Source organism: Nakamurella multipartita DSM 44233 (assembly GCF_000024365.1).
Lineage (GTDB): Bacteria > Actinomycetota > Actinomycetes > Mycobacteriales > Nakamurellaceae > Nakamurella > Nakamurella multipartita.
The window spans coordinates 3,523,211-3,547,341 of sequence record NC_013235.1; the positions used below are offsets into that span (position 1 = coordinate 3,523,211).

General features: G+C 69.3%; 17 protein-coding genes and 3 pseudogenes. 8 read left to right on the forward strand and 12 right to left on the reverse strand.

Going from position 1 to position 24,131, the window contains the following annotated elements:
• Positions 1 to 32 precede the first annotated feature (32 nt).
• The 3 genes from NAMU_RS15800 to NAMU_RS15810 all read left to right on the forward strand — a co-directional run bounded on the left by NAMU_RS15800 (position 33) and on the right by NAMU_RS15810 (position 4,080).
• Positions 33 to 1,127, forward strand: a complete 1,095-nt coding sequence (locus tag NAMU_RS15800) for a polyprenyl synthetase family protein (RefSeq protein WP_169312509.1) — start codon at positions 33 to 35, stop codon at positions 1,125 to 1,127.
• Between the two features lie 102 nt (positions 1,128 to 1,229).
• The gene (locus NAMU_RS15805) at positions 1,230 to 3,077 is read left to right on the forward strand and encodes a polysaccharide deacetylase family protein (protein WP_138180258.1); all 1,848 of its coding nucleotides are present in this window, start codon (positions 1,230 to 1,232) and stop codon (positions 3,075 to 3,077) included.
• A gap of 133 nt (positions 3,078 to 3,210) precedes the next feature.
• A complete protein-coding gene (locus NAMU_RS15810) occupies positions 3,211 to 4,080 on the forward strand; it encodes a glycoside hydrolase family 26 protein (protein ID WP_015748401.1) in 870 nt (289 codons plus the stop codon).
• Between the two features lie 8 nt (positions 4,081 to 4,088).
• Here NAMU_RS15810 and NAMU_RS15815 read toward each other — a convergent pair.
• Positions 4,089 to 4,889 (reverse strand): annotated as a pseudogene (locus NAMU_RS15815) (MFS transporter); the annotation flags it as partial.
• Between the two features lie 281 nt (positions 4,890 to 5,170).
• On the opposite strand from NAMU_RS15815, the gene NAMU_RS15820 reads away from it, so the two are divergent.
• The 3 genes and pseudogenes from NAMU_RS15820 to istB all read left to right on the forward strand — a co-directional run bounded on the left by NAMU_RS15820 (position 5,171) and on the right by istB (position 7,806).
• A complete protein-coding gene (locus NAMU_RS15820; RefSeq protein ID WP_015746936.1) occupies positions 5,171 to 5,554 on the forward strand; it encodes a hypothetical protein in 384 nt (127 codons plus the stop codon).
• Between the two features lie 86 nt (positions 5,555 to 5,640).
• Positions 5,641 to 6,976: pseudogene (locus tag NAMU_RS31840) on the forward strand (IS21/IS408/IS1162 family transposase).
• Positions 6,973 to 7,806 (forward strand): IS21-like element helper ATPase IstB, encoded by an 834-nt coding sequence (istB, locus tag NAMU_RS31845; protein WP_015746934.1) that lies wholly within the window; start codon positions 6,973 to 6,975, stop codon positions 7,804 to 7,806. The pseudogene NAMU_RS31840 and the gene istB overlap by 4 nt, the downstream one beginning before the upstream one ends.
• Before the next feature lie 59 nt (positions 7,807 to 7,865).
• Here the strand turns inward: istB and NAMU_RS15835 are convergent.
• Together NAMU_RS15835 and NAMU_RS15840 are read right to left on the reverse strand one after the other, a co-directional pair.
• Positions 7,866 to 8,426, reverse strand: a pseudogene (locus NAMU_RS15835) (MFS transporter); the annotation flags it as partial.
• A gap of 33 nt (positions 8,427 to 8,459) precedes the next feature.
• Positions 8,460 to 8,903 (reverse strand): MarR family winged helix-turn-helix transcriptional regulator, encoded by a 444-nt coding sequence (locus tag NAMU_RS15840; RefSeq protein ID WP_015748403.1) that lies wholly within the window; start codon positions 8,901 to 8,903, stop codon positions 8,460 to 8,462.
• 76 nt (positions 8,904 to 8,979) lie between these two features.
• Here NAMU_RS15840 and NAMU_RS15845 point away from each other — a divergent pair, with 76 nt between their 5' ends.
• The gene (locus NAMU_RS15845) at positions 8,980 to 9,582 is read left to right on the forward strand and encodes a maleylpyruvate isomerase family mycothiol-dependent enzyme (RefSeq protein ID WP_015748404.1); all 603 of its coding nucleotides are present in this window, start codon (positions 8,980 to 8,982) and stop codon (positions 9,580 to 9,582) included.
• Here NAMU_RS15845 and pflA read toward each other — a convergent pair.
• The 9 genes from pflA to NAMU_RS15890 form a co-directional block, all read right to left on the reverse strand.
• Positions 9,569 to 10,372 carry a pyruvate formate-lyase-activating protein gene (gene pflA, locus NAMU_RS15850; protein WP_015748405.1) on the reverse strand — a complete coding sequence of 268 codons (804 nt, stop codon included), beginning with the start codon at positions 10,370 to 10,372 and terminating at the stop codon, positions 9,569 to 9,571. The genes NAMU_RS15845 and pflA overlap by 14 nt on opposite strands.
• Position 10,373: 1 nt before the next feature.
• Positions 10,374 to 12,665 carry a formate C-acetyltransferase gene (gene pflB, locus NAMU_RS15855; protein ID WP_015748406.1) on the reverse strand — a complete coding sequence of 764 codons (2,292 nt, stop codon included), beginning with the start codon at positions 12,663 to 12,665 and terminating at the stop codon, positions 10,374 to 10,376.
• A gap of 127 nt (positions 12,666 to 12,792) precedes the next feature.
• Positions 12,793 to 14,391 carry a chitinase gene (locus NAMU_RS15860; protein WP_041370790.1) on the reverse strand — a complete coding sequence of 533 codons (1,599 nt, stop codon included), beginning with the start codon at positions 14,389 to 14,391 and terminating at the stop codon, positions 12,793 to 12,795.
• An 11-nt stretch (positions 14,392 to 14,402) separates the two neighbouring features.
• On the reverse strand, positions 14,403 to 17,063 hold the full coding sequence (locus NAMU_RS15865) for a glycosyltransferase family 2 protein (protein WP_015748408.1): 2,661 nt from the start codon (positions 17,061 to 17,063) through the stop codon (positions 14,403 to 14,405).
• Positions 17,064 to 17,245: 182 nt separating this feature from the next.
• Positions 17,246 to 19,960 (reverse strand): bifunctional acetaldehyde-CoA/alcohol dehydrogenase, encoded by a 2,715-nt coding sequence (adhE, locus tag NAMU_RS15870; RefSeq protein ID WP_015748409.1) that lies wholly within the window; start codon positions 19,958 to 19,960, stop codon positions 17,246 to 17,248.
• Positions 19,961 to 20,756: 796 nt separating this feature from the next.
• Positions 20,757 to 21,092 (reverse strand): Rv2175c family DNA-binding protein, encoded by a 336-nt coding sequence (locus NAMU_RS15875; RefSeq protein ID WP_015748410.1) that lies wholly within the window; start codon positions 21,090 to 21,092, stop codon positions 20,757 to 20,759.
• Positions 21,089 to 21,607 (reverse strand): hypothetical protein, encoded by a 519-nt coding sequence (locus NAMU_RS15880; RefSeq protein ID WP_041369034.1) that lies wholly within the window; start codon positions 21,605 to 21,607, stop codon positions 21,089 to 21,091. Before NAMU_RS15880 ends, NAMU_RS15875 begins: the two co-directional genes overlap by 4 nt.
• Positions 21,594 to 21,866, reverse strand: a complete 273-nt coding sequence (locus NAMU_RS15885; RefSeq protein ID WP_015748412.1) for a hypothetical protein — start codon at positions 21,864 to 21,866, stop codon at positions 21,594 to 21,596. The genes NAMU_RS15880 and NAMU_RS15885 overlap by 14 nt, the downstream gene beginning before the upstream one ends.
• Positions 21,867 to 21,896: 30 nt before the next feature.
• Positions 21,897 to 22,979 (reverse strand): serine hydrolase domain-containing protein, encoded by a 1,083-nt coding sequence (locus tag NAMU_RS15890; RefSeq protein ID WP_052307962.1) that lies wholly within the window; start codon positions 22,977 to 22,979, stop codon positions 21,897 to 21,899.
• Between the two features lie 269 nt (positions 22,980 to 23,248).
• On the opposite strand from NAMU_RS15890, the gene NAMU_RS15895 reads away from it, so the two are divergent.
• Positions 23,249 to 24,112 carry a Cof-type HAD-IIB family hydrolase gene (locus tag NAMU_RS15895; RefSeq protein ID WP_015748414.1) on the forward strand — a complete coding sequence of 288 codons (864 nt, stop codon included), beginning with the start codon at positions 23,249 to 23,251 and terminating at the stop codon, positions 24,110 to 24,112.
• Positions 24,113 to 24,131 lie beyond the last annotated feature (19 nt).

The following is a 24,131-nucleotide window of genomic DNA, read 5'->3' on the forward strand; positions in this document are numbered from 1 at the left end:
GACCCGAGCCCGGTTTGCCGCACACTGGGCGGGTGATCGATGCCGACCGGCTGCACGCCGTCATCACCGCCGAACTGGCCCGGCGACGCGCCGACGTTGCGGCCGTCGACCCGCGGTTGGTCGCGGATGTCGAGCTGCTGGTCGAGTTCGTCACCGACGGCGGCAAGCGGCTGCGGCCGCAGTTTCTGTGGTGCGGCTGGCTGGCCGGCGGCGGCGCGGCCACCGGCCCGGACGCCGATGCGGTGCTGCAGGTGGCGGCGGCGTTGGAACTGTTGCAGGCCTGCGCGCTGCTGCACGACGACATCATCGATCGCTCGCAGCGCCGCCGGGGGCGGCCGTCCACGCACCGGGCGGTCGCCAAACGGGCGGCCGACGCGGGCGTGGCCGCCGACCCGGAGCACCACGGGGTGTCGGTCGCGATCCTGCTCGGCGACCTCGCGTTGGCCTGGTGCGACGACCTGTTCCTGGCCGGCGCCCTGCCGCTCGGCGCAGCCCACCGGGCCGCCCCGGTCTGGCGGGCCATGCGCACCGAGGTGCTCGCCGGCCAGCTGCTGGACCTGGCCGTCACGGTGTCCGCCGAGGCCGACCCGGCCACGCAGGAACGCGACGCCATGCGGGTCAACCGGTACAAGACCGCCGCCTACACGATCGAACGGCCGCTGCATCTGGGCGCCGCGCTGGCCGGAGCGGCGCCGGCGACCATCGCGGCGCTGCGCACCTACGGCACCGACATCGGCGTCGCCTTCCAGTTGCGCGACGACCTGCTCGGGGTGTTCGGCGACCCGGCGGTCACCGGCAAGCCGGCCGGCGACGACCTGGTCGAGGGCAAGCAGACGGTGTTGCTGGCGCTGGCCCGGGCCGAGCTGGGCCGCGCGCCGGACCGGGTGGGCGAGTTGGCCGACCTCGATGCCGGAGTGGGACGGGCCGACGCGGACACCGAGAAGCTGACGGCCATCATCGCCGGCACCGGCGCCGTCGGGGCGGTGGAGCGCCGGATCGCCGAGCTGGTGGGTACCGGTCTGGCGGCGCTGAGCTCGATCGGTCCGGACGGCCGGTCGGCCGTGCCCGATCCCGTCCACGAACGGCTGGCCGACATGGCCGTGGCCGCGACCGCCCGCCGGCGCTGACGGACGAAACACTCCTGGCTACTACCCACAGTCACCAGATGAATTCGTCGCGTTTTTAAGTCCACCAAATCGGGCCGGATGCGAACAATGGCGCTACGCTGCGTGGCAGCAGATTCCTGTGCAGGTGGTCGACACGGCCGGTCGCCACCATTTTGGGGGGGCCAAATGTCGCAGCGTCAACCGCAGTTCCACCACCGGGCCGCCGGGTTCGTCATCGCCCTCGGCTTCCTGATCGGCGCGGCCATCCTGATCGCGCCCATCGCGAATGCCGCCGACACCACGGTCGACGATGCGGTGACCAGTGGCGCCAACTACTTCACCTACACCGGCTCGTCCTGGACCAGCTGCGGCGGCTGCAACAGCACCGCCACCAACAACAGCTACCGCTACGCCTACACCACCGGCAACAAAGCCGTCCTGACCTTCACCGGCACCCAAGCCACCATCTACGGCTTCAAAGAACCCCCCGGCGGCATCGGCAGTTTCGCCGTCGACAACGGCCCCACCACCGACATCGACTTCTACGCCGCCACCCAAACCCTCACCGCCGTCTACACCACCCCCACCCTCACCAACACCACCCACACCATCACCATCACCGTCACCGGCCGCAAGACCAACGGCGCCTCCCCCACCATCAACATCGACAAGGCCGTCATCGCAACAACAACCGGCGCCGGTACCACCACCCCCACCAGCACCACCACCCCCACCAGCACGGCCACCACCACCCGAACCACCACCCCCACCAGCACCACCACCCAGCCGACGGTCACCCCGCCGACCACTCCCCCGGCGACCGGGGTGACCGTTGATGATGCGGTGACCAGTGGCGCCAACTACTTCACCTACACCGGCTCGTCCTGGACCAGCTGCGGCGGCTGCAACAGCACCGCCACGAACAACAGCTACCGCTACGCCTACACCACCGGCAACAAAGCCGTCCTGACCTTCACCGGCACCCAAGCCACCATCTACGGCTTCAAAGAACCCCCCGGCGGCATCGGCAGTTTCGCCGTCGACAACGGCCCCACCACCGACATCGACTTCTACGCCGCCACCCAAACCCTCACCGCCGTCTACACCACCCCCACCCTCACCAACACCACCCACACCATCACCATCACCGTCACCGGCCGCAAGACCAACGGCGCCTCCCCCACCATCAACATCGACAAGGCCGTCATCGCAACAACAACCGGCACCGGTACCCCCACCCCGACCAGCACCACCACCCCCACCAGCACGGGCACCACCACCCGAACCACCACCCCCACCACCACCCAGCCGGGCGGGACGGGCATCGCCAGCATCACCTTCGATGACGGCACGATCGGCCAATACACCTATGCGCGGCCACTTCTCGTGCAACGCTCGCTTCCGGCGACCTTCTTCATCATCTCGGACGCGCTCGGCTGGACAGGCACCAACATGAACGCGACCCAGGTCCGGCAACTCGTCGCCGACGGCGACGAGATCGGCAATCACACCCGTGACCACACGAACCTGGCCACGCTGTCGGCGAGTCAGGTCAGCGCGGAGTTCACCCATTCACAAACGGTCATCGCCAACCAGATCGGGGTGACCCCCACGACGTGCGCCTATCCGTACGGCAGTCACAACTCCACCGTCGATTCGGTTGCCGGGAATTTCTTTCGTGGGTGCCGGGAAACGGGTGGAGGATTGAACACGTCGGGCTCGTTGCGGCCGTACGCGCTCACCAATTACTACGTCGGCCAGACCACCACGGCCGCCGACATCCGCAACGCCGCCGAACAGGCGAAGGCGCAGAATGCCTGGGTCATCTTCACCTATCACGGCGTCGACCCGAGCGGGACCGGCTCGGAGGACGTCACCCCGACGAACCTGGCCGCGCAACTGGACGCCCTCCGGTCCACCGGGATCCCCGTCGTCACGGTGAGCGCGGCACTGTCGGCCTATGGCCGCTGACCGGCCGCGACGCGGGTGGGCCGGGTCGCCACGAACGGTCGTGCTCATCCTTTCCGTGGTCCTGCTGGTGTGCGGATGCAGCCCGCCTTCGATCGATGGGCGACCGACCGCGGGCAGCAGTGCACCCACCCCGATGACGGGATGGCTGTCCGGGGCCGCCGGCGAAGGGGTCGCCGACGGGGCGTTCGCCGCCTGGCGGGAGAACCCGGTGCCGATCGCCGGAACCTGGGCCGACACGTCCGGCGAGATCCAGAGCGCCCTGCCGCAGCTGGCTCCGGGCGGGGAGTACGCCGACTGGAGCGGATCCCTGGATCTGGCCGTCGGGGCGATCTTCGAGGACGAGGGAGAAACTTGGGCGGCCGCGGCCGCCGGCGCCTACGACCAACGCTGGTCGAGGATGCTCACCGACCTGTCGTCACTGTGGTCGGCTCAGCCCCGCGGGACGCTCTACCTTCGGTTCGCCCACGAGTGGAACGGATCCTGGTCGCCGTGGACCGTCCGGCCCGACGAGATCGCCGATTTCATCACGGCCTGGCGGCGGTTCTCGGCCATCAAGGCGGCCGTCATGCCGCAGGCCAAGCTGGTCTTCTGCACCAACGGCGACACCTCCGGCTTCACCTACGACTGGCGGGAGGGCTGGCCGGGTGACGACGCCGTCGATGTCTATGCGACCGACTGGTACTCCGATCTGCTGACCGGATCGGTCGGCGTCGACGCCGCCGGTGGCCCGGTCGGGCTGGAGGCGCATCGCCAGTTCGCCGCCGACCGCGGCAAGCCGTTCGCCTTGGCCGAATGGGGCAACCGCTACAGCGCGACCGGCGACCAGCCGGACTACATCGACTTCATCCACCAGTTCGCCGCCCGTCACGCGGGCAGTGGGCCCGGTCAGCTGCTCTACGACATCTACTTCAACGTCATCGAGTCGCCCAATGACTTCGCGATCTACCCGCGTCAGGGCTCGCTCGCGCCGTTGGCCTCCGACACCTACCAGCAGTTGTTCTGAGGTCGCGGCTAGCGCACCGGCACGGCGGCCGGGGTCCAGGCGTCGCCCTGCTCCCGATCGAGTGCGGTGACCGCGCGGTTGCGCATGAAGAAGATGTAGACGACCAGGCTGACGGCGATGACGGCGGTGACGTAGACGATGAACAGGGTGGTCCGGCCGGAGGTGGAGAACGCCTGGTAGATGACCGGCGCCGTGCCGCCGAAGATCGAATTGGCCAGCGCGTACCCCAGCCCGACGCCCAGTGCCCGCACCCGGGCCGGGAAGACCTCGGCCTTGACGATCGCGTTGACCGACGTGTAGCCGGTGAGGATGACGTAGCCCACCGCGGTCAGCAGGAACGCGGTCACCGCCGAGGTGGTCTGGGGCAGGTAGGTGATCAGCACCCAGGTGTAGAGCACGCCGCCGATCCCGAAGAACACCAGCAGCGGCTTGCGGCCGACCCGGTCGCTGATCAGCCCGCCGATCGGCTGGATGGCCATCAGGAAGATCAGCGCGAGCAGGTTGACCCAGGTGGCCGCGGTCGCGCCGTCCTCGCCGAATGCCTTCTTCACGATGGCCGGGGCGTTCACGCTGTAGGTGTAGAACGCGATGGTGCCGCCCGCGGTGACCAGGAAGACCCACAGCAGTGGCCGCCAGTAGGTGGTCAGCAACGCCTTCATCGAGCCCGACGAGCCGTCCTGACCGGACTTGACCGCCGCGAGGTGCTCCGCCGACAACGACTCGTCCATGGTGCGGCGCATCCACAGCACCACCAGGGCCGCGATCGCGCCGATGAGGAACCCGATCCGCCAGCCCCAGTCCTTGATCGCTGATGACGCTCGTTTGAATCTCCCCAGACCTGCTCGCTGAATCTCCCCACCCCTGTGACCCCGCTTCATCGCTCACATGGGAGGAACGAAATGCACGCACCCGCATCACCCCAGGGTGGCTGGTCGATCCCGGCGGCTGGCCGCCACCTCGCGACGACCGACCGGCGACCCCGCGCAGACTCGGACGGCGGGCGGACCGCCAGCGCCTGCCCGCCGTGCGGCACCCGGCCGCGATCGCATCGCTCGTGCCTGCGTTCCTGCCGGCGGTCTGTGAGCGCGGCATGACGGGCGACGGGCACGTCCTGGAGTTGGCCGAGCGGGCGGCCGAGGACGTGCGAGAGCTCAACCACCGCACCCGCGACCCACGCGTGTTCACCGCTCCGGCCGAGATGTACCGGTTAGTCGGCGAGCTCGCCGTGCTGGCCGGCGGGCTGCCGCAGCTGCTGGGCCAGCTCGACCGGTGGCTGCGCGCGGAACACGACCACGGCCGGATCCGGGCCGACACCGGCACCGGGCCCGGCCGGATCGTCGCGGCCGCGGGCGCCGATCTGGCCGGCGCCGGCGACGCCGCGGACGAGTTGGCCAATGCGTTGGACGCCGCACTTGCGCACCTGGCCCACCTGGGCGCCGCGGATTCCGGCCATGCCGTTTCGAAGCGCGGTTGACGCGCGTGGCTCCGCGGAAGACGGCGGGGCTCCCTCGACGCTGGCGGTCTCTGACCACCGGCCAGCTGTTCGAGGGAGCCCGTTTCATGCTCACACAGGAGGAAGACGTGGACGCGCACGCCCTGCGCCGCAGGGGGTGGTCGATCTCCGCGATCGCCCGCCACCTGGGCAAAGACCGAAAAACGATCAGGGCGTACTTGAACGGTGAGCGGACCGCCGGAGTCCGCTCACCGGCCGGCCCGGACGTGTTCGAACCGTTCGTGACCTACTGCCGGGAACGGCTGGTCGAGGACCCGCACCTATGGGCGACCGCCTTGTACGACGAGTTGCTGCAGCTGGGTTACGACCGGTCCTACCCGCGGCTGACGCACAACCTGCGCACTCGTGGGCTGCGGCCGGTGTGCCACGCCTGCCGGCCGGCCGGCGGCCGCCCCGCAGCGGTCATCGACCACCCGCCGGCCGAGGAAACCCAATGGGACTGGCTCGAGCTGCCCGACCCACCCAGGAGTTGGGACGGCTACGGAGCCAAGGCGTTCCTGCTGGTCGGCGCGCTGGCCCACTCGAGCAAGTGGCGGGGGGTGCTGGCCGAGGCGATGGACCAGCCGCAGCTGATCGACGCGCAGCACCAGGTCGTGGTCCGGCTCGGCGGGCTGACCCGGGTCTGGCGGTTCGACCGGATGGCCACCGTCGTGCACCCGGGCACCGGCAAGGTCACCGCCTCTTACGCCGCGGTCGCCAAGCACTATGGGGTACAGGTCAAACCGTGCCCACCGCGGCGGGGCAACCGCAAGGGTGTGGTCGAGAAGGCCAACCACACCGCGGCGCAACGATGGTGGCGCACCCTGCCCGACGACATCACCGTCGCCGACGCGCAGGCCCGGCTCGACCAGTTCTGCGCCACCGTCGGCGACACCCGCGACCGCGTCGATGTCGACGGGAACCGGTGCACCGTCGCGGACCTGGCCGCCCGGGAACGGCTCGCCCCGCTACCCGCCACGGCGTTCCCCGCCGAGCTGGCCGTCGAGCGGGTCGTATCAGCGCAGGCGTTGGTCTCGTTCCGCGGGAACCGGTACTCCGTGCCGCCCGAGCTGGCCAACGGGCCGGTCACCGTGACCCACCGCCTCGGCTCCCCGGTGCTGGCGTTCGTCACCGACCGCGGCGTGACAGTAGCCCTGCATCACCGGGGCCGGCGACGGCACCGGCGCCACTATCCGCAGCGAGCACCACGTCACCGCACTGAACAAAGCCGCGCTGGCCGCGTTCACCACCGCCAAACCGCACCGCCGCAAACAGCGCATCCCACCCGGCCCGGCCGCCCGGCACGCCGCACAGGTGTTGCGCGGCGCCACCACCACACCCGACCCCGTCGTCGATCTGACCGTCTACGCGGCCGCGGCCGCCCGCCGGAGGAACCTGCCATGACCACCACCACCACGGACGACGCGCCGCCGCCGGCCACCCCGGCCGAGAACAGCCGCTACCAACAGCTCCGCGCCCACCTGACCACGCTGAAGCTGCTCGACGCGGCCGCGGCCCTGCCGGCCGTCCTGGACCAGGCCCGCGCCGAGAACCTCACCATGACCGCGGCTCTGGAACGGCTGCTGCGGATCGAGGTCACTGCGACCGAGGCCCGGCGGCTCGCCGGCCGGCTCCGGTTCGCCTGCCTGCCCACCGACGCGACCCTGGAGGAGTTCGACTACGACGCCCAACCCGGCGTCGACCCCCGGCTGGTCAACGACCTCGCGTCGTGCCGCTACCTCGAGTCCGCCACCAACGTGCTGATGATCGGACCGCCCGGTGTCGGCAAAACCATGCTCGCCACCGGCCTAGCCCGCAAAGCCGCCGAGGCCGGCTACCGCACCTACTTCACCACCGCCGCCGACCTCGCAGCCCGCTGCCACCGGGCCGCGATCGAAGGTCGGTGGGCCACCACCATGCGCTTCTACGCCGGCCCCACCCTGCTCGCGATCGACGAACTGGGCTATTTGCCGTTGCCGGCAGAGGCCGCGTCCGCGTTGTTCCAGGTCGTGGCCCAGCGGTACCTCAAGACCTCGATCATTCTGACCACAAATAGGCCGGTGACGTCCTGGGGAGAAGTCCTGGGCGACAACATGGTCGCGGCCGCACTACTCGATCGCCTCTTGCACAGATCGGTCGTCCTCGACATCGCCGGGGATTCGTACAGACTCCGCGATCACCACGCCCGAACCGACAAAATCCGCGCCGGCACCCGCACCGGCACGCTACGCTGACCCCGCCACAGGGTGGGGAATTTCGACGAGCACCTCTGGGGATCTTCGACGAGCGTCGTCATCGCGTCCAACGGCAGCACGCTGATCATGATCAGCAGGGTGAACTGGGCCAACACGTGCCCGCCGACCAGGGTGACGTACTGGAACGAGGAGAAGAACCCGCGCCGGTTCGCGGTGGCCGCCTCCGACATGTAGGTGGCGGAGGTGCCGTACTCGCCGCCGGTCGCGAAGCCCTGCACCAACCGGGCGACGATGAGGATGACCGCGGCCCAGGCTCCGATCGACTCCCGGGTCGGCATCACCGCCACCACCAGCGAGCAGGCCGACATCAGGGTGATGCTGACGGTGAGGGCGGCGCGCCGGCCCCGCCGGTCGGCGAACCGCCCGAAGAACCAGGACCCGACCGGTCGCATGACGAAGGTGATGGCGAAGATCCCGTAGACGTAGATCGTCGAGTTCTTGTCCGCGGAATCGAAGAAGGCGTTCTCGAAGTACACCGCGAACACCGTGTAGATGTAGACGTCGTACCACTCGACCAGATTGCCGGCCGAACCCTTGATGGTGTTCAGCACCGCCCGGTGCGTGCTGACCGGTGCCTGCGTAGGTGGGGTCTGCGACATGTCACACCATTGCCCGATCGGCGCACCGGTCAATCAGGACGATTCACTGGCGGCGTAGGGGTCGGTGACCTCCCGCAGGCGCACCAGGGCGTCATGCAGCGCGGTCCACGCCGGCGCTCCGAGATGGGCCGCCCACTCCCCCTGGATCCGGTCCAGTTCGGCCGTGGCCACCGCCCAGGCCTGCGCCCCACGATCGCTGATGCACACCCGTCGCGCCCGCGCGTCGTGCGGATCCGGTCGCCGCTGCACGTAGCCGGCCGCTTCCAGCTGGTCGACCAGAGCCCCGGCGGTCTGCTTGGTCACCTGGGCCTGTTCGGCCAGGTCGGTCAGCCGGGTGCCCAGCGGGCCGATCCGCTGGAAGATCCGGGCCTGGGCCAGCGTGATCGGGTAGCCGGCGTCCACAACCGCGGCCAGCACGCGGTTCTCCGCATGCCGGAACGCGACGAACAGCAGGGTCGGCACGTTGGGTTCGGCCATCGATCCTCTTGACAGTGGTCAGCTTTCCGAACTACTTTTGGTCAGATAACCTTACTACCTTGGACGGGGCAGGGCGATGAACGAGGACGAACTGTGGCCGATCATCCACCGGGAACGGGGACGGCTGGCCGACCTGTTGGCCACCCTGACCCCGGACGAGTGGGACGCGCCCTCGTTGTGCGACGGCTGGCGGGTCCGTGACGTAGCCGCCCATGCGATCACCTCGGCGGACTACTCCACGCCGGCGATGCTGCTGGGGGCCCTGCGGGTACGCGGTGATTTCAACCGGCTGATGGACCGGATGGCCCGGGAGCAGGGTTCCCGGCCGACCACCGAGATCCTCGAGCGCTACCGCCGCAACGCGACCTCCCGACGCCGGCCACCGGTCACCCAACCGTTGGACCCGCTGGTCGACGTGCTGGTGCACAGCCAGGACATCGCCATCCCCCTGGGCCGCGAGCACCCGATGCCGGCCGAACCGGCCCGCCTGGCCGCCCGCTTCGTCGTCGACCGCGGCTTCCCGTACGAGGCGCTGCGCAAGAACCCCGGGATCCGTTTCCAGGCCACCGATGTCGAGTTCGAGGCGGGGGACGGTGAGCCGGCCCGGGGCCCGATCAGCGCGATCCTGCTGGCCCTGACCGGGCGCTCGGCCGGGTTGGATCGGCTCAGTAGACGGTGAGGCCCCGGGCCCGGAACTGGCCGCGCACCCGTTCGGTCAGCTCCGCCGACGGCGGCTCGGTGTCCTCCAGTTGGTAGGCCAGGCCCAGCTGGTGCCACTTGTCCCGGCCCATCTGGTGGAACGGCAGCACTTCGACCCGCTCGATCACACCGCCGGGCCCGCGCTGCTGCAGCTCGGCGACGTAGTCGGCGACCGCATCGACGTTGTCGACCGCGTCGGTCAGGCCCGGCACCAGCACATACCGGACCCAGATCGCGGCGGTGCCCCGATCGGCCAGCCGGCGCCCGAAGGCCAAGGTGGGGGCCAGGTCTCGGCCGGTGACCCGCCGGTAGGTCTCCGGCAGACCGGATTTGACGTCCAACAGGACCAGGTCCACGTCGTCGAGGAAGGCATCGGACACCCGCGCCCCGAGGAAGCCGGAGGTGTCGATCGCGGTATGCAGGCCCAGCTCCTTGGCGTAACGCAGCATCCGACCCAGAAAGGCGGTCTGCAGCAACGGTTCTCCGCCGGAGACGGTCAGTCCGCCACCGGTCGCCCGCAGCACCGGTGCGTAGCGGAAGATGCGGGCCTTGACCTCGTCGATGCCGGTCGGCATCCCGTCCGGCAGCCGCCAGGTGTCCGGGTTCTGGCAGTACAGGCATCGCAGCGCGCAGCCGGACAGGAAGTAGGTCAGCCGGGTGCCCGGGCCGTCGACCGCGGTGACCAGCTCCCAGGAGTGCACGCTGCCCAGCATCCCCTCCCGCACCGCGACCAGCCGGGCATCCCGGGCCGGGTCCAGGACGACGGGCATCTCACAACGCCCCGTGGAAGGTCCGCGAGAGCACATCGAGCTGCTGCTCGCGGGTCAGCCGGACGAAGTTCACCGCGTACCCCGACACCCGGATCGTCAGCTGTGGGTAGTTCTCCGGATGCTCCATCGCGTCCTGCAGCGTCTCCCGGTTGAGCACGTTGACGTTCATGTGGAAGCCGCGGGCGATCATGTAGGCATCCAGCAGACCGACCAGATTGAGCGCCTGCTCGTCCTTGGTGCGGCCCAAGCTGCTGGGCACCACGGTCGAGGTCAGCGAGATGCCGTCCTGCGCCTGCTCGTACGGCAGCTTGGCCACCGACAACGCGCTGGTCAGCATGCCGTGCCGGTCCCGCCCGTTCATCGGGTTGGCGCCCGGGGCGAACGGTTCGCCCTTGCGCCGGCCGTCCGGGGTGTTGCCGGTCGCCTTGCCGTAGACCACGTTCGAGGTGATGGTCAGCACCGACTGGGTGTGCACGGCTCCGCGGTAGCTGGGCTGCTGGCGGACCTTGTCCATAAATTCGCGGACCAACGCCACGGCGATCTCATCCACCCGGTCGTCGTCGTTGCCGAAGGTCGGGAACTCGCCGTCCACCAGATAGTCGGTGACCAGTCCACTCTCGTCGCGCACGGGATGCACCCGGGCGTACTTGATGGCCGCCAGCGAGTCGGCCACCACGCTCAGGCCGGCGATGCCGCAGGCCAGGGTGCGCAGGATGGTCTGGTCGTGCAGGGCCATTTCCAGCCGCTCGTAGGCGTACTTGTCGTGCATGTAGTGCACGCAGTTGAGCGCGTCGACGTAGGTCGCGGCCAGCCAGTCGAGCATGGTGTCGAACCGGGCCTGCACGTCGTCGTAGTCAAGCGTGTCGCCGACCACCGGACCGGCCGGCAGCGCGGTCGCCGGCACCACCTGAACGCCCGAGACCTCGTCCCGGCCACCGTTGATCGCATACAGCAGAGCCTTGGCCAGGTTGACCCGGGCGCCGAAGAACTGCATCTGCTTGCCCACCCGCATCGCCGAGACGCAGCAGGCGATGGCCGCGTCGTCGCCCCAGTCGCCGCGGATCAGGTCGTCGGATTCGTACTGGATGGCCGAGGTGTCGATCGAGACCCGCGCGCAGAACTCCTTGAACCCGTGCGGGAGCCGGTCGGTCCACAGCACGGTCAGGTTCGGCTCGGGCGCCGGGCCCAGGTTGTACAGGGTCTGCAGCATCCGGAACGAGTTGCGGGTGACCAGCGGCCGGCCGTCCTCGCCGACGCCGCCGATGGTCTCGGTGACCCAGGTCGGGTCGCCGGAGAACAGCGCGTCGTACTCCGGGGTGCGCAGGAAGCGCACGATACGCAGCTTGATCACCAGGTCGTCGATCATCTCCTGGGCGTCGGACTCGGTGATCAGGCCGGACTCCAGATCCCGCTGCAGGTAGACGTCCAGGAAGGTCGAGGTCCGGCCCAGCGACATGGCCGCGCCGTTCTGCTCCTTCACCGCACCCAGGTAGGCCAGGTACAGCCACTGGATGGCCTCCCGGGCGGTGGCCGCCGGGCGACGCACGTCGAAGCCGTAGCTGTCGGCCATCTGCACCAGTTCCTGCAGGGCCCGGACCTGCTCGGCGTTCTCCTCGCGATCGCGGATGACGTCCTCGACGGAGGCCCGGGCGTCCAGCTCGGCCCGGTCGGCCTGCTTGGCCGCGATCAGCCGGTCCACGCCGTACAGGGCCACGCGCCGGTAGTCGCCGATGATGCGGCCGCGGCCGTAGGCATCGGGCAGGCCGGTGATGATGTGCGACCGGCGGGCCGCCCGCACGTCCGGCGGGTAGACGTCGAAGACGCCCTGATTGTGGGTCTTGCGATAGCTGGTGAAGATCTTCTTGACGATCGGGTCGGGTTCGTAACCGTAGGTCTTGAGTGCGTCCTCGACCATCCGCCAGCCACCGTTGGGCATGATCGCCCGCTTGAGCGGGGCGTCGGTCTGCAGGCCGACGATGATCTCGTTGTCCTTGTCGATGTAGCCCGGGGCGTGGGCCGTGATCGACGACGGGGTGTGCGCATCCACGTCGTAGATGCCCTTGGCCCGCTCCTGCGGAAACATGCCGGCCAAGGTCTGCCAGATGGCCGTGGTCCGCGGGGTGGGACCGGTCAGGAAGCTGTCGTCGCCGGTGTAGGGCGTGTAGTTGCGCTGGATGAAGTCCCGCACGTCGACGCCGTCGGCCCAGGGGCCGGGCGCGAAACCCGTCCAGGCGTCCAGGGTCGCGCCGGGACCGGTCGGACGGGTGGCTGTGGTGACCGGATAGCTGGTCATGGTTGCTCGGCTCCTTGTGGGATCGGCCGTTCTCGGTTCTCACCTTTGGTTTGACCATAGGCACGAGAAGGGCCGGCCGACACGGTACAAAGTCCCTAGTTGGGCTGTCGCCGTTGGCCGAGCGAGGCTAGTTCGGCTGGGTGATCAGCTCCCACGGCGACGGCTTGTCCGGGCTGGTCGGCGGGGCGCCCGGCACGTCGCCCTGCGACCAGAAGCGGGCCTGCCAGCCGATGCCGTCGTGCAGCACGCGACTGCCGGCGACGTAGACGTCGGTCGGACTCCATTCCGGGTACGTGCCGGCCGGCAGGGTCGGCGTGGGGACCGGGGTGTCGCCAGGCAGGACCGGACCGATCAGGCTCCAGGGCGACTGGTTGGCGCTGGCCACCGGCAGGTCGGGCTGATCGCCCTGGGTGTACCACTTGGCCTGGTAGACGTTCTTGTGCCAGACCACCTTCGTGCCCTTGGGATACCCCTGGTTCTCGTTCCAGATCTGGTACGGCGAGCTGGCCGGATCGTCGACGATCTCGCTGGTGGTGGCCCGGGCCGGCTGGCCGGCGCCGGTCGAGGTGGGCGCCGGAGCCGTCGTCCCGGTCGTCGGCGCGTCGGTGGTGCTCGCCCGCGCCTGCCCGCTGCCGAACTGGACGAAGATCGCGCCGAACGCCCCGGGCTGCTGCTCGATCCCGCTGCAGACGTCGGAGACGACCTTCACGTCGGGATAGTTGGGCCCGCACGACTGGTCCCGGTTGGCCGACCACATGGACAGCCGGGACAGCTTGTGCTGCTGGGCGAACGCCACCGTCTGGTTGGCGTCGTCCAGGGAGAACACCTCGGCGGGGATGTCGTTCTGGCCGATCATCGGGGTCGCCCCGATCAGGTTCCAGGCCTGCGAGTCGCTCAGGTCCAGTCCGGCCGCGGACCACGCGTCCTGGATCTGCTGCTGCAGCGCCGTCAGCGCCAACTCCCCCTGCTGGGCCATGGTGCGGCCCTCGGGGAACGGCTCGCCGTAGTCCATCGTCATGGCGTTGATGCCGGCCGGCCGTGCGCCGCCGGCCAGCATCGAGGAGACCACGGCCTGCCCCTCGGTGGTCAGCCCGGTCGAGATCACCGGCAGGGTGAGCCAGACGTCGAGGTTCTTGCCGGCGGCCTGGCGCTGCGCCACCAGGGCGGCGATCGCCTGCGCGCGACGCTGGTTGACCTCGTTGGTCATCGACGCCTGGCCCTCGATGTCCAGGTCGATGTCGGTCAGGTCGTAGCGGTCGACGACGGAGGCGTAGGCGGCGGTCAACGCGGCCACGTCGGTGCAGCCGATGGCCAGCTCCGAGTTGGCGGCCCCGCCGAACGAGACGGAGACCGTGCCGCCGAGCTGCCGCAGCCGGGCCACCCGGCGGTCCAGGTCGAGCTGGTCGGCCGCCTGGTCCATCGAGTACACCCCGCCCCAGCTCGGGTCACAGGGGGTGTCCTTGGCGCTGACGATGAAGGCCAGCACCGCCGAGGCGCTGGTGGCGTCCTCGAAGGCGTAGCTCGGGGTCGAGGTGACGTCGACGTAGGGCGCGAACCACGACGGGGGTCCGATCGCCGCCACGGCTGCCTCTTCCTGTTGCCGGAACCAGTACCATCCGCCACCGGCCGCCGCCGCGACCACCGCGACGACCAGGAAGACGCGGAACCACGACAGGTGGCGGCCCTCCTCGTTCGCCGGGGCCACGGTGGCTTCGGTGTCGAGCACATCCCCTTCGTTCACGACTGATCGACCGCCCGTTCCCCGTCCGTCCGTTCCCGCCGGTCGCCTGCCCGCCGCGCCGCGCCGTCACCGGCGCGATCGCCGGCTCGCCGCTCGAACCCGTCGCCGTTGCGGTCACCCGCCCGACGGTCCAACCCGGCCTGGTCGCTGGCCCGCCGGCCGTAACTGAGCTGGTCGCTGGCCCGGCGGCCGAAGGCGACCTGATCGCCCTCCCGCCGGGCAGCCGCCGGATCGCCCGGGCCGTCGACCCGGTCGGTCGCCCGCCGCCCGTAACCCTGCGGCGCACGGTCGGTGGACCGCCGCCCGTAGAGCACCGGCGCCTCCGGCACGTCGGCCAGGATCCGGAACATGCCGGCGCTCTCAGAGACGTAGTCGCCGTTCGCGGTGCCCGCGGCGCCCTGGTACAGCACGTCCCGCCAGCCCGGGGCGGCCGGTTCCGGCGCCGCCCGGCGCCGGCGGACTCGCACGACCTCCCGCGGCTTGTCGTCCACGTACAGCCGCTCGACGAAGCCCAACCACACATCGACCAGAGCGAACTGCACGCCGACCAGCGCGACCAGGGCGTAGGCGGCGGTCGTGGCGTTGAACGCGCCGAAGATGAAGTTGCCCCAGAACCCGTTGACCCAGCCGCGCCAGGCGGTCCAGACCGACCAGCCGATGATCACGAACGGGCTGAACGCGAACAGCAGCGGGGTCGCGGTCCGGTTGGCCACCTTGGGGGTCCGGGCGAACGGGATCCGGCGGCCGGTGATGGCCTGCTGGATGGACTTGAACACCCCGGCCAGGTTGACCGGCAACAGGATCAGGTTGAAGCCGTAGACCCGGAAGATGTCCATCCGCTTGTAGCCGCACCGCTTGAGATCCGAGGACATCGCGGCGAAATAGGGCAGCGCGGCCAGCAGCACCAGCGGGCTGAGCAGCCGGTTGTTGAACGGGTACACCAGCAGCAGCACCAGCGCGAAACTGCTCCAGCAGGTCGAGGCGAGATAGTTGACCCGCAGCAGCGTCTCCAGCGCCCGGTTGTTCTGCGCCCGCTTGCTCCGCGTCTGCCGCAGCGTCCAGAGTTTGGGCATGATGATCAGCCCGCCGTTGGCCCAGCGGCGGCGCTGGATGCACAGGGAGCCGAAGTCCGGCGGGGTCGCCGAGTAGCTCAGCCGTTCCGGGTAGTTCAGCAGCCACCAGCCGTGGATGGCCATGTCGACGCTCGACTCGGTGTCCTCGATGACGGTGCGGTCCATGACGTACCGGCGGATCTCGAACCCGCCCTGGTGCTCGATCTCGACGATGTCGTCCAGGGCCCGCTTGCGGATGACCGCGTTGGCCCCGACCCAGAAAGTGGCCCCGTAGTAGCTCATCCCCTGGTGCACGATGTGCTGCAGGTCGGTGGTCGCGCCGGACAGCCGCTCCATCCGGGTCGGCGAGCCGGGGAAGGCCGAGTACGGGGTCTGGATGACGGCCAGCTTGGCGTTCTCCGGCTGGCACATCACGTACACCAGGCGCAGGCAGTACTCGGGCAGCACGATGCTGTCCGCGTCCAGGGTGAGGATGAAGTCGGCGTCCGGGATCATCAGCGATCCGGAGGCGCCGGCGGTCGAGAGCACCTTGCCCTGCGGCGTTTCCTTGACCTCGTAGCTGTGGCCCATCAGGCCGATGTAGCTGTTGAGGTTCATCGCCTTGTTCGCCTCCTGGGACAGCGAGCTGTACAGCTTGCGCTCGAAGGAGGTCACCTCCCCGCGGAAGGTCCAGGCCAGCCGGCGGTGCAGCTGCAGCATCCGGGCCCGGGGCAGCGGGCTCTGATCGTCGGCCCCGGCGACCAGCGCGGCGCCGACCGCCGCGAAGTCGTCGGCCAGGGCGCCCAGGACCTGCTCGGCGAAGAACTTGTCGACGTGGTCGGCGATCGGCTCCTGCGCCTGACGCATCCGCAGCCAGTTCACGGCCCAGGTGAACTCGGTGGCCAGCTCGCGCATCTGGGCGATGACCTGCTCCGGCTCCGGGTCCTCCAGCTCGGACATCTCGAACTGCTCGAGGGTGCGAGCGAATCGTTCGCGCGGCTCGGACAGCCACTCCTCCAACTCCCCCGGCAACGCCCGGGCCCCCTCCAGCAGCGCTTGGTTGGCCGCCGACCCCGGGTTGGGCGGGTCGTCCAGCAGCAGCACCACGCGCAGGAACGGGTACTCCTGCATCAGCGCCGAGAGCAGCGTCTTGCGCACCACCGCGATCTCCTCGCGGTAGGAGGGCACGAGCACGGTCATCGTCGGCAGGGTCGTGTCGAAGAAGCCGTCGATGACGGCCCGCGGCACCCGCCGGTGGGCCCGGCTGCGGTACAGCGCACCCTGCCGGGCGACCAGGTAGAGCAGCGCGGACAGCGCCAGCACCGAGGTGATGCCGACGTAGACGATCGTCTCGACCAGGAAGTCGATGTTGTTCTGGTACGAGCTGTTGATGATGCCGGTGATGAAGTAGCCGAAGACGTAGGCCAGCCAGGCCAGGATCGTGAAGATGATCGCGATCCGGCCGACGGCGATCAGCCCGTCGCTGGCCGGCGGGGCCACCGGGGGCAACGGCTTGACCCGCAGGTCCGATCCGCGCTGTCGCTTGGGCCCGGCCGGGTTCGTCGGAATCGCGGTCGGCGCGGGCGCGTCAACGTCACCGGTCATCTGCTCTCCTGCCCCCGCTTACCTGGAGTCACATCCGTTGACACTCGTCCGAGTGATGTCATTCGAACGGGTCAAACGGGTGATTTACACCCATTCAGGGTATCGCAGAAGATCAAGAGATCGCGCAACGGGCCGATGCCTCACCCGAGTGAGCCATCGGTCCGTTGTCGGCGGATCGCCGGTCAGCTGACTGCGACCGCGTCCAGCCGCGCCTTGGCCGGCTGGTAGCCGATGCCGTAGTAGGCGGCCGTCATGATCACCTTCATGTCGGCCAGCATCGGCATCCGCGGGTTGGCCGGCGCGCACTGGTCGCGGTAGGCCCCCATGGCCAGCAGGTCGAGCTCGCCGAGGAAGACCTGCTCGTCCACCCCCTGGGCCTGGAACGAGGCCGGGATGCCGACCATCGCCCGCAGCTGCTCGACCGCGGTGGCGTAGGACTCGACACCTTCGGCCGGGGTGGCCGCCGGCAGCCCGAGCATGGCCGCGATCTGCTGGAACCGCTCCGGCGCGACATAGCTCTCGTACTTGGGCCAGCTGGTCAGCTTGGTCGGCACGGTGCCGTTGTAGCGGATCACGTGCGGGAGCAGCGTGGCGTTGGTCCGGCCGTGCACCAGGTGGTAGCGCCCGCCGATGGTGTGGGCCATGGCGTGCACGATGCCCAGGAAGGCGTTGCCGAAGGCCATGCCGGCGATGGTGCCGGCGTTGTGCATCTTCTCCCGGGCCTTGACCGTGGCCGGGTCCTTCGGGTCACCGTTCACCGAAGTGGCCAGGTTCGCGAAGATCAGCCGGATGGCCTGCAGGGCCATGCCGTCGGTGAAGTCGTTCGCGTACACCGACACGAACGCCTCGGTGGCGTGGGTCAGCGCGTCGAAGCCCGAGTCGGCGGCCAGCGAGGCCGGCATCTTGCCGGTCAGCACCGGGTCGATGATGGCCACGGTCGGGGTCAGCGCGTAGTCGGCCAGCGGGTACTTCACCCCGGTGGTCGGGTCGGTGATCACCGCGAACGGGGTCACTTCGGCGCCGGTGCCGGACGTGGTCGGCACGCAGACCAGCTTGGCCAGGGCGCCCAGCCGGGGGAAGCGGAACGCGCGCTTGCGCACGTCGAAGAACTTCTCCTTCAGGTCGGCGAAGACGGTGTCCGGGTGCTCGTAGAGCAGCCACATCACCTTGGCCGCGTCCATCGGCGAACCGCCGCCGAGGGCGATGATGGTGTCGGGCTTGAAGTCCCGCATCAGATCCGCCCCCTTGTAGACGGTCTGCACGCTCGGTTCGGGCTCCACGCCGTCGATGATCTGCAGCGAGACCGGCTGCTGCCGGCGGCGCAGCACGTCGATGATCCGGTCGGCGAAGCCGAGCTTGGTCATCGTCGAGTCAGTGACGATGGTGACCCGGTGCACGTCGGGCATGTCGATCAGGTACCGGACCGCGTTCGGCTCGAAGTAGGTCTTGGCCGGCACCTTGAACCACTGCAGGTTGTTGTTGCGCCGGGCCACCCGCTTGATGTTGACCAGGTTGATCGCCGAGACGTTGCCCGAAACCGAGTTGTGCCCGTACGAACCGCAGGACAGGGTCAGCGACGGCGCCAGCGCGTTGTAGATGTCGCCGATGCCGCCCATCGAGGTGGGCGAATCGCGGATGATCCGCACGGCCTTGACCCGCCGGCCGAACTCGACCGCGAGTGCCTCGTCACCGGTGTGGATGGCGGCGCTGTGGCCCAAGCCGTCCAACTCGACCATCTGCTCGGCCAGCTCGATCCCGTGCTGCGCGTCGCGGGCGGCCAGCACGGCCAGCACCGGGCACAGCTTCTCCCGGGTCAGTGGCTGACCCGGTCCGACGAACGGCACCTCGACCAGGATGATCGAGGTCTCCTCGGGCACCTCGAAGCCGGCCCCGCGGGCGATCCATTGCGGGCTCTGCCCGACCGCCGCGGCGTTGAGCTTGGCTCCGCCGCAGGCGGTCCCGTCGGCCCGGACCCCGAAGAGGAACTCCTCGAGCCGCGCCTTCTCCTGCGCGTTGGCGCGGTAGGCGTGCAGCCGGTCGAACTCGGCCATCGCTTGTTCGTAGATCGGCTCGTCCAGGATGACCGCCTGCTCCGAGGCACAGATCATCCCGTTGTCGAACGACTTGGACACGACCACGTCGTTGACCGCGCGGGCCAGTTGGGCGGTGCGCTCGATGAAGGCGGGCACGTTGCCGGCGCCGACGCCCAGGGCCGGCTTGCCGCAGCTGTAGGCGGCCTTGACCATGGCGTTGCCGCCGGTGGCCAGGATGGTGGCGACGTCCGGGTGGTTCATCAGCGCGCCGGTGGCCTCGATCGAGGGGTGCTCGATCCACTGGATGCAGTGCTCGGGGGCGCCGGCGGCGACCGCCGCGTCGCGGACGATCCGGGCGGCCAGGGCCGAGGACTGCTGGGCGGCCGGGTGGAACCCGAAGACGATCGGGTTGCGGGTCTTGAGGGCCAGCAGGCTCTTGAAGATGGTGGTCGAGGTCGGGTTGGTGACCGGGGTGATGCCGGCGACGACGCCGACCGGCTCGGCGATCTCGGTGATGCCGGTGATCTCGTCGGTGCTGATCACGCCCACGGTGCCCAGGTACTTCATGGAGTTGGTGACGTGCTCGCAGGCGAAGATGTTCTTGACGGCCTTGTCCTCGAACACGCCGCGCCCGGTCTCGGCGACGGCGGCCTGGGCCAGCTGGCCGTGCTGATCCAGCGCGGCGACGGCGGCCTTCTTGACGATGTAGTCGATCTTCTCCTGGTCGAAGTCGGCGTACTCGTCGAGCGCGGTCAGGGCGCGCGCGACCAGCATGTCGATCTCATTGACCGGCGGCCGGTCGAGCCGGTCACCCTCGGTCAGCTCCTGCGGGGTACGAACGGCGGGCAGGGTGGGTGCAGCCATGTTCTCTGGTCTCCCTCGGCGGTTCAGATGTGTCACCTCTGAACCTAGGGAGAGTCCTATGGTCAGACCAAGGTCGAAGGTCCCGATCTGACGCAACTCCACCTCCGCCGACACGACTCCGCCAGCGTGCACTCAACTCCCCATCGACCCGGAGTTCAGAACACCACGGTGGAGTTCACCCGCCCCAACGGGAGTAGAGCCGCCCCGAACCGGCCCGGCGCAGGTGCGTCGGCCCGGCGTAGGTGCGTCGGCGGGGCCCCGGTTCGGGGAACGCAGGGCAGGCGCGGCAGCGGAGCGCAGGTACGGCGACGCGAGCGACCCAGGCGCCACCCCACTCCACCCCGACCGACACAACTCCACCGGCGTGCACTCAACTCCCCATCGACCCGGAGTTCAGAACACCACGGTGGAGTTCACCCGACCCAACCGGAGTAGACCCGCCGCGAACCGGCCCACCCACGACGAGGCGGCCCGGCGCAGGTGCGGCGGCCGGGCGCGCAGGTGCGGGCAACGCAGAGCAGCTGCGGTGGCGGAGCCCAGATACGGAGACGCGAGCGACCCAGGCGCCACCCCACTCCACCCCGACCGACACAACTCCACCAGCGTGCACTCAACTCCCCATCGACCCGGAGTTCAGAACACCACGGTGGAGTTCACCCGCCCCAGCCGGAGTAGGGCCGCCCCGAACCGGCCCGGCGCAGGTACGGCGGCGGGGGCGCGGTCACGCCCAGGTGGGGCGACACCGCCCAGGTGCGACCGCGAGAGCGACCCCGGCGCCACCCCACTCCACGTCGAGCTAGAAGCCGGCGACCTGGGCCCGGCGGTGCACCTCACGTCCACGGTTCTCCCGCAGCGCGGCGATCGGAGTGCCCGGCAGCGAGTCGTCGCCGGTGAACAGCCAGGTGATGATCTCGTCGTCACGGTAGCCGGCGTCGCGGAGCAGGGTGAACGTCGCCGGCAGTCCCTTGACGACCAGGCCGTCGGCGACGAACTCGGCCGGGATGCGCAGGATGCCGTCCAGTCGCACCGCCACCAGCTGCCCGTCCCGGATCAGCTGGTGCACCTTGGTCACCGGCAGGTTCAACTCGTCGGCGATGGCGGGGACGGAGGCGTAGGTGGGAGTGTCGGTCACGGGCGTAAGCCTGCCAGGCCGGGTCCGCCTCCGGTGGACCGCCACTGCCGGTTGGCCCGCGCCGCCTCGTCCAGGGTCCGAGCGGGGCCGGACCAGGTGAAGAACTCACTCCTCGGGTCGTCGATCGCGACGACCGGCGAGCACTCGACGCCCTCGACCTCGGTCGGCCGGCGAGAACGGTTCGCGCCGGGACGAAGCAGGTCGAGGACACTCGCCGCCCGGCCGGGGCGGGTCAGCACCGGGATCACCGGCCCGGGCACATAGAACGAGTCGGCGCGAAAATAGGGGAAAATCCAGCCGGTGGCGCCGTCGTAAAGGCGCGCCGGCGACCCGTCGAGAAAATCGACACGATACCGGGGCCCCATGACGGTGATGCGGCTGTCGACGCGAATCAAGCTGCTGCCGGCAGCGCGACGCAGGATACGAATCCGCGGCGGGAAATCACTCACGTCGCCGTCGTACCAGGTGATCCGAGCGTGCGTCCACATGCGGGAGCCGCTCTCAGCGCTGAACACCGACTTCCCGGCGCGAGCGCAGCGCCCGCACGACCAGTCCGGCCGCGATCAGGATCGCGCCAACCATCTGCATCATCCACAGCACCGGCGAAAGGTACTGGTAGGCAACCATCATGGTGTTGTATTCATCGGCGCCGAACGGACCGGAATTTGCAATGCCGAAGTAGCCCCAGGTGATCACCAGCTGCCCCAGGAACAATCCGATCCCCGACCACCACAAGGTGGTCGCGCTCAGCGTCGGTGGTGGCGGTAGTTTCATGATTCGAGAGTACAAGCACCACCGGGACCGTCACCGGTGCACGGACTGACCGGGATACAGCTGATCGATGAGCTCGTTGGCGATCGCACCCGACGCATTCTCGGAATTCGTCGACAGATTGACCAGGACCACGAATGTCGCGTCCTGCTCGGGCAGTCGCAGCATGGTCCCGCCACCGCCGTTGATGTCGCCGTTGTGCCCGATCAGGTCGTTCATGTTCAGCAGGCCGAGCCCGTACCCGACGTTGAGGTCGATGCCGGTGAACTGAGCGGTCTGCAGCCGCTGCGCCTGCAACTGCGGTGAGAGCAGGGAGCCGTCGGTCAGCTCTCGCGCGAATCGGGCCAGGTCGCCGACGGTGGAGGTGGCCGCGCCTGCGGTCCAGGCGAAGTCCGGATTCAAGTCCGGTTCGGCGACCAGCTGACCGTTGACCGGCAGGTAGCTGCCCAGGCTCGGATCGGGCACGCCGGGCTCGTCGTCGGCGGGCATCCGCGTGCCGGTCAGGCCCAACGGCTCGGTGACCAGGGTGCGGACGACCTCGCTGATGGGCTTTCCGGTCACCAACTCGGCGATCCGGCCGAGCAGCACGTAGTTGGAGTCGCAGTAGGCGACCTTGCTGCCCGGCTCGAAGGCCGCGGGCTGGGCCCGGATGAGGTCGATGGTCCGGTCGACCGTCCACGCCGCCATCGGGTCGGCCTCGAAGGTGTCCAGCAGCGACTGGTCGGTGGTGTAGTTCCAGACCCCGGACGACATCGAGAGCAACTGCCGCACGGTGATGCGATCGCCGTTGGCGATGCCCGGAATGTAGGTGCCCAGGGTGTCATCCAGCGACAGCGAACCCTGGTCGACCAGCCGCAGCACCGCGGTGGCGACGATCGGCTTGGTGATGCTGCCGATGCGGCCGTGGCCGGCCGGATCGATGGGCGTCTGCGTCGCGACGTCGGAGACGCCCAATGCGCTGGTCCACACCTGATCGCCGACGGAGACATACGCGACCGCCCCCGGTGTCGCCACGCCGCCGACGGTGCCGCCGGCGAACGTCTGCGCGAACCCGGCCTGCAGCCGGCTCCTGGTGGCCTCGTCGAGCTGGACGGCGGCCGCCGTAGAGGCCGACACGGACGCAGACGCGGCCGCCGAGGCAGATGGTGAGACCGATGGCGAGACCGCGGGTGCCGCGCTTGAGCAGGCCGCCAGCAGGAGCGGGCCGGCCATGGCAGCCACCATCACCCCTCGACGCGAGCGTCGGACCATCGAGAACCTCCGTTGCGTCAAAGAATTGTCGACAATACGTCACGCTTGGTCTCCGTCACACTGCGACAACCGGTCCCCGGCGGGTGACGTCCTCGTGATGGACAACCAGTGCACAAGCCGAAGGATATGAAGCCTTGCCGCTCGCCGAGCTCGATACCGTTGCGATCCCCGTCTTCGACCCCACCCCCGACATCCGGTTGATCGTGGCCGACATGGACGGGACGCTGCTGGACGACCGCAAGCAGCTGCACGAGCAGTTCTGGCCCTTGGTCGAGCAGTTGCGTCGGCGGGACATCCTGTTCGCCCCGGCCAGCGGCCGGCAGTACTACACGCTGCTGCGCGAGTTCGCCGACATCGCCGACGACATGGTGTTCATCGCCGAGAACGGCTCCCTGGTGATGCGTGCGGGACACGAGGTCAGCTCCGACTGCCTGACCCGGTCCGACGCACTGGCGCTGGTGCACACCTTGCGAGCGGCCGCCGAGCAGGGTGTCGACGGCGGGGTCGTCGTCTGCGGCAAGCAGTCCGCCTACATCGAACGGTCCGACGCGGCCTTCTTCGACCAGGTCGACCGGTACTACGCGCGGCTCCAGGTGGTCGACGACCTGACCAAGGTGATCGACGACGACGTGCTCAAGATCGCCGTCTACGACTTCGCCTCGGCCGAGCACAGCACCCTGCCCCACCTGACCGCTTTCCTGGACAGCCACAAGGTCACGGTGTCCAGCGAGCACTGGCTGGACGTGAACACCCGGTCGTCGAACAAGGGCCGCGCGATCACCGCCCTGCAGACCGCGTTCGGCATCGGCCCCGCGCAGACGATGGCCTTCGGTGACTTCCTGAACGATCTGGAGATGATGGACACCGCCGACTACGCGTTCGCCATGCACAACGCGCATCCGCAGCTGCACGCGCGGGCCAAGTTCGTCGCGCCTTCGAACAACGACAACGGCGTGGTCCGCACAATCGCCTCGGTGTTGGACATCCCCCTGGCCTGAACAGGTTTCACCCGGCGCA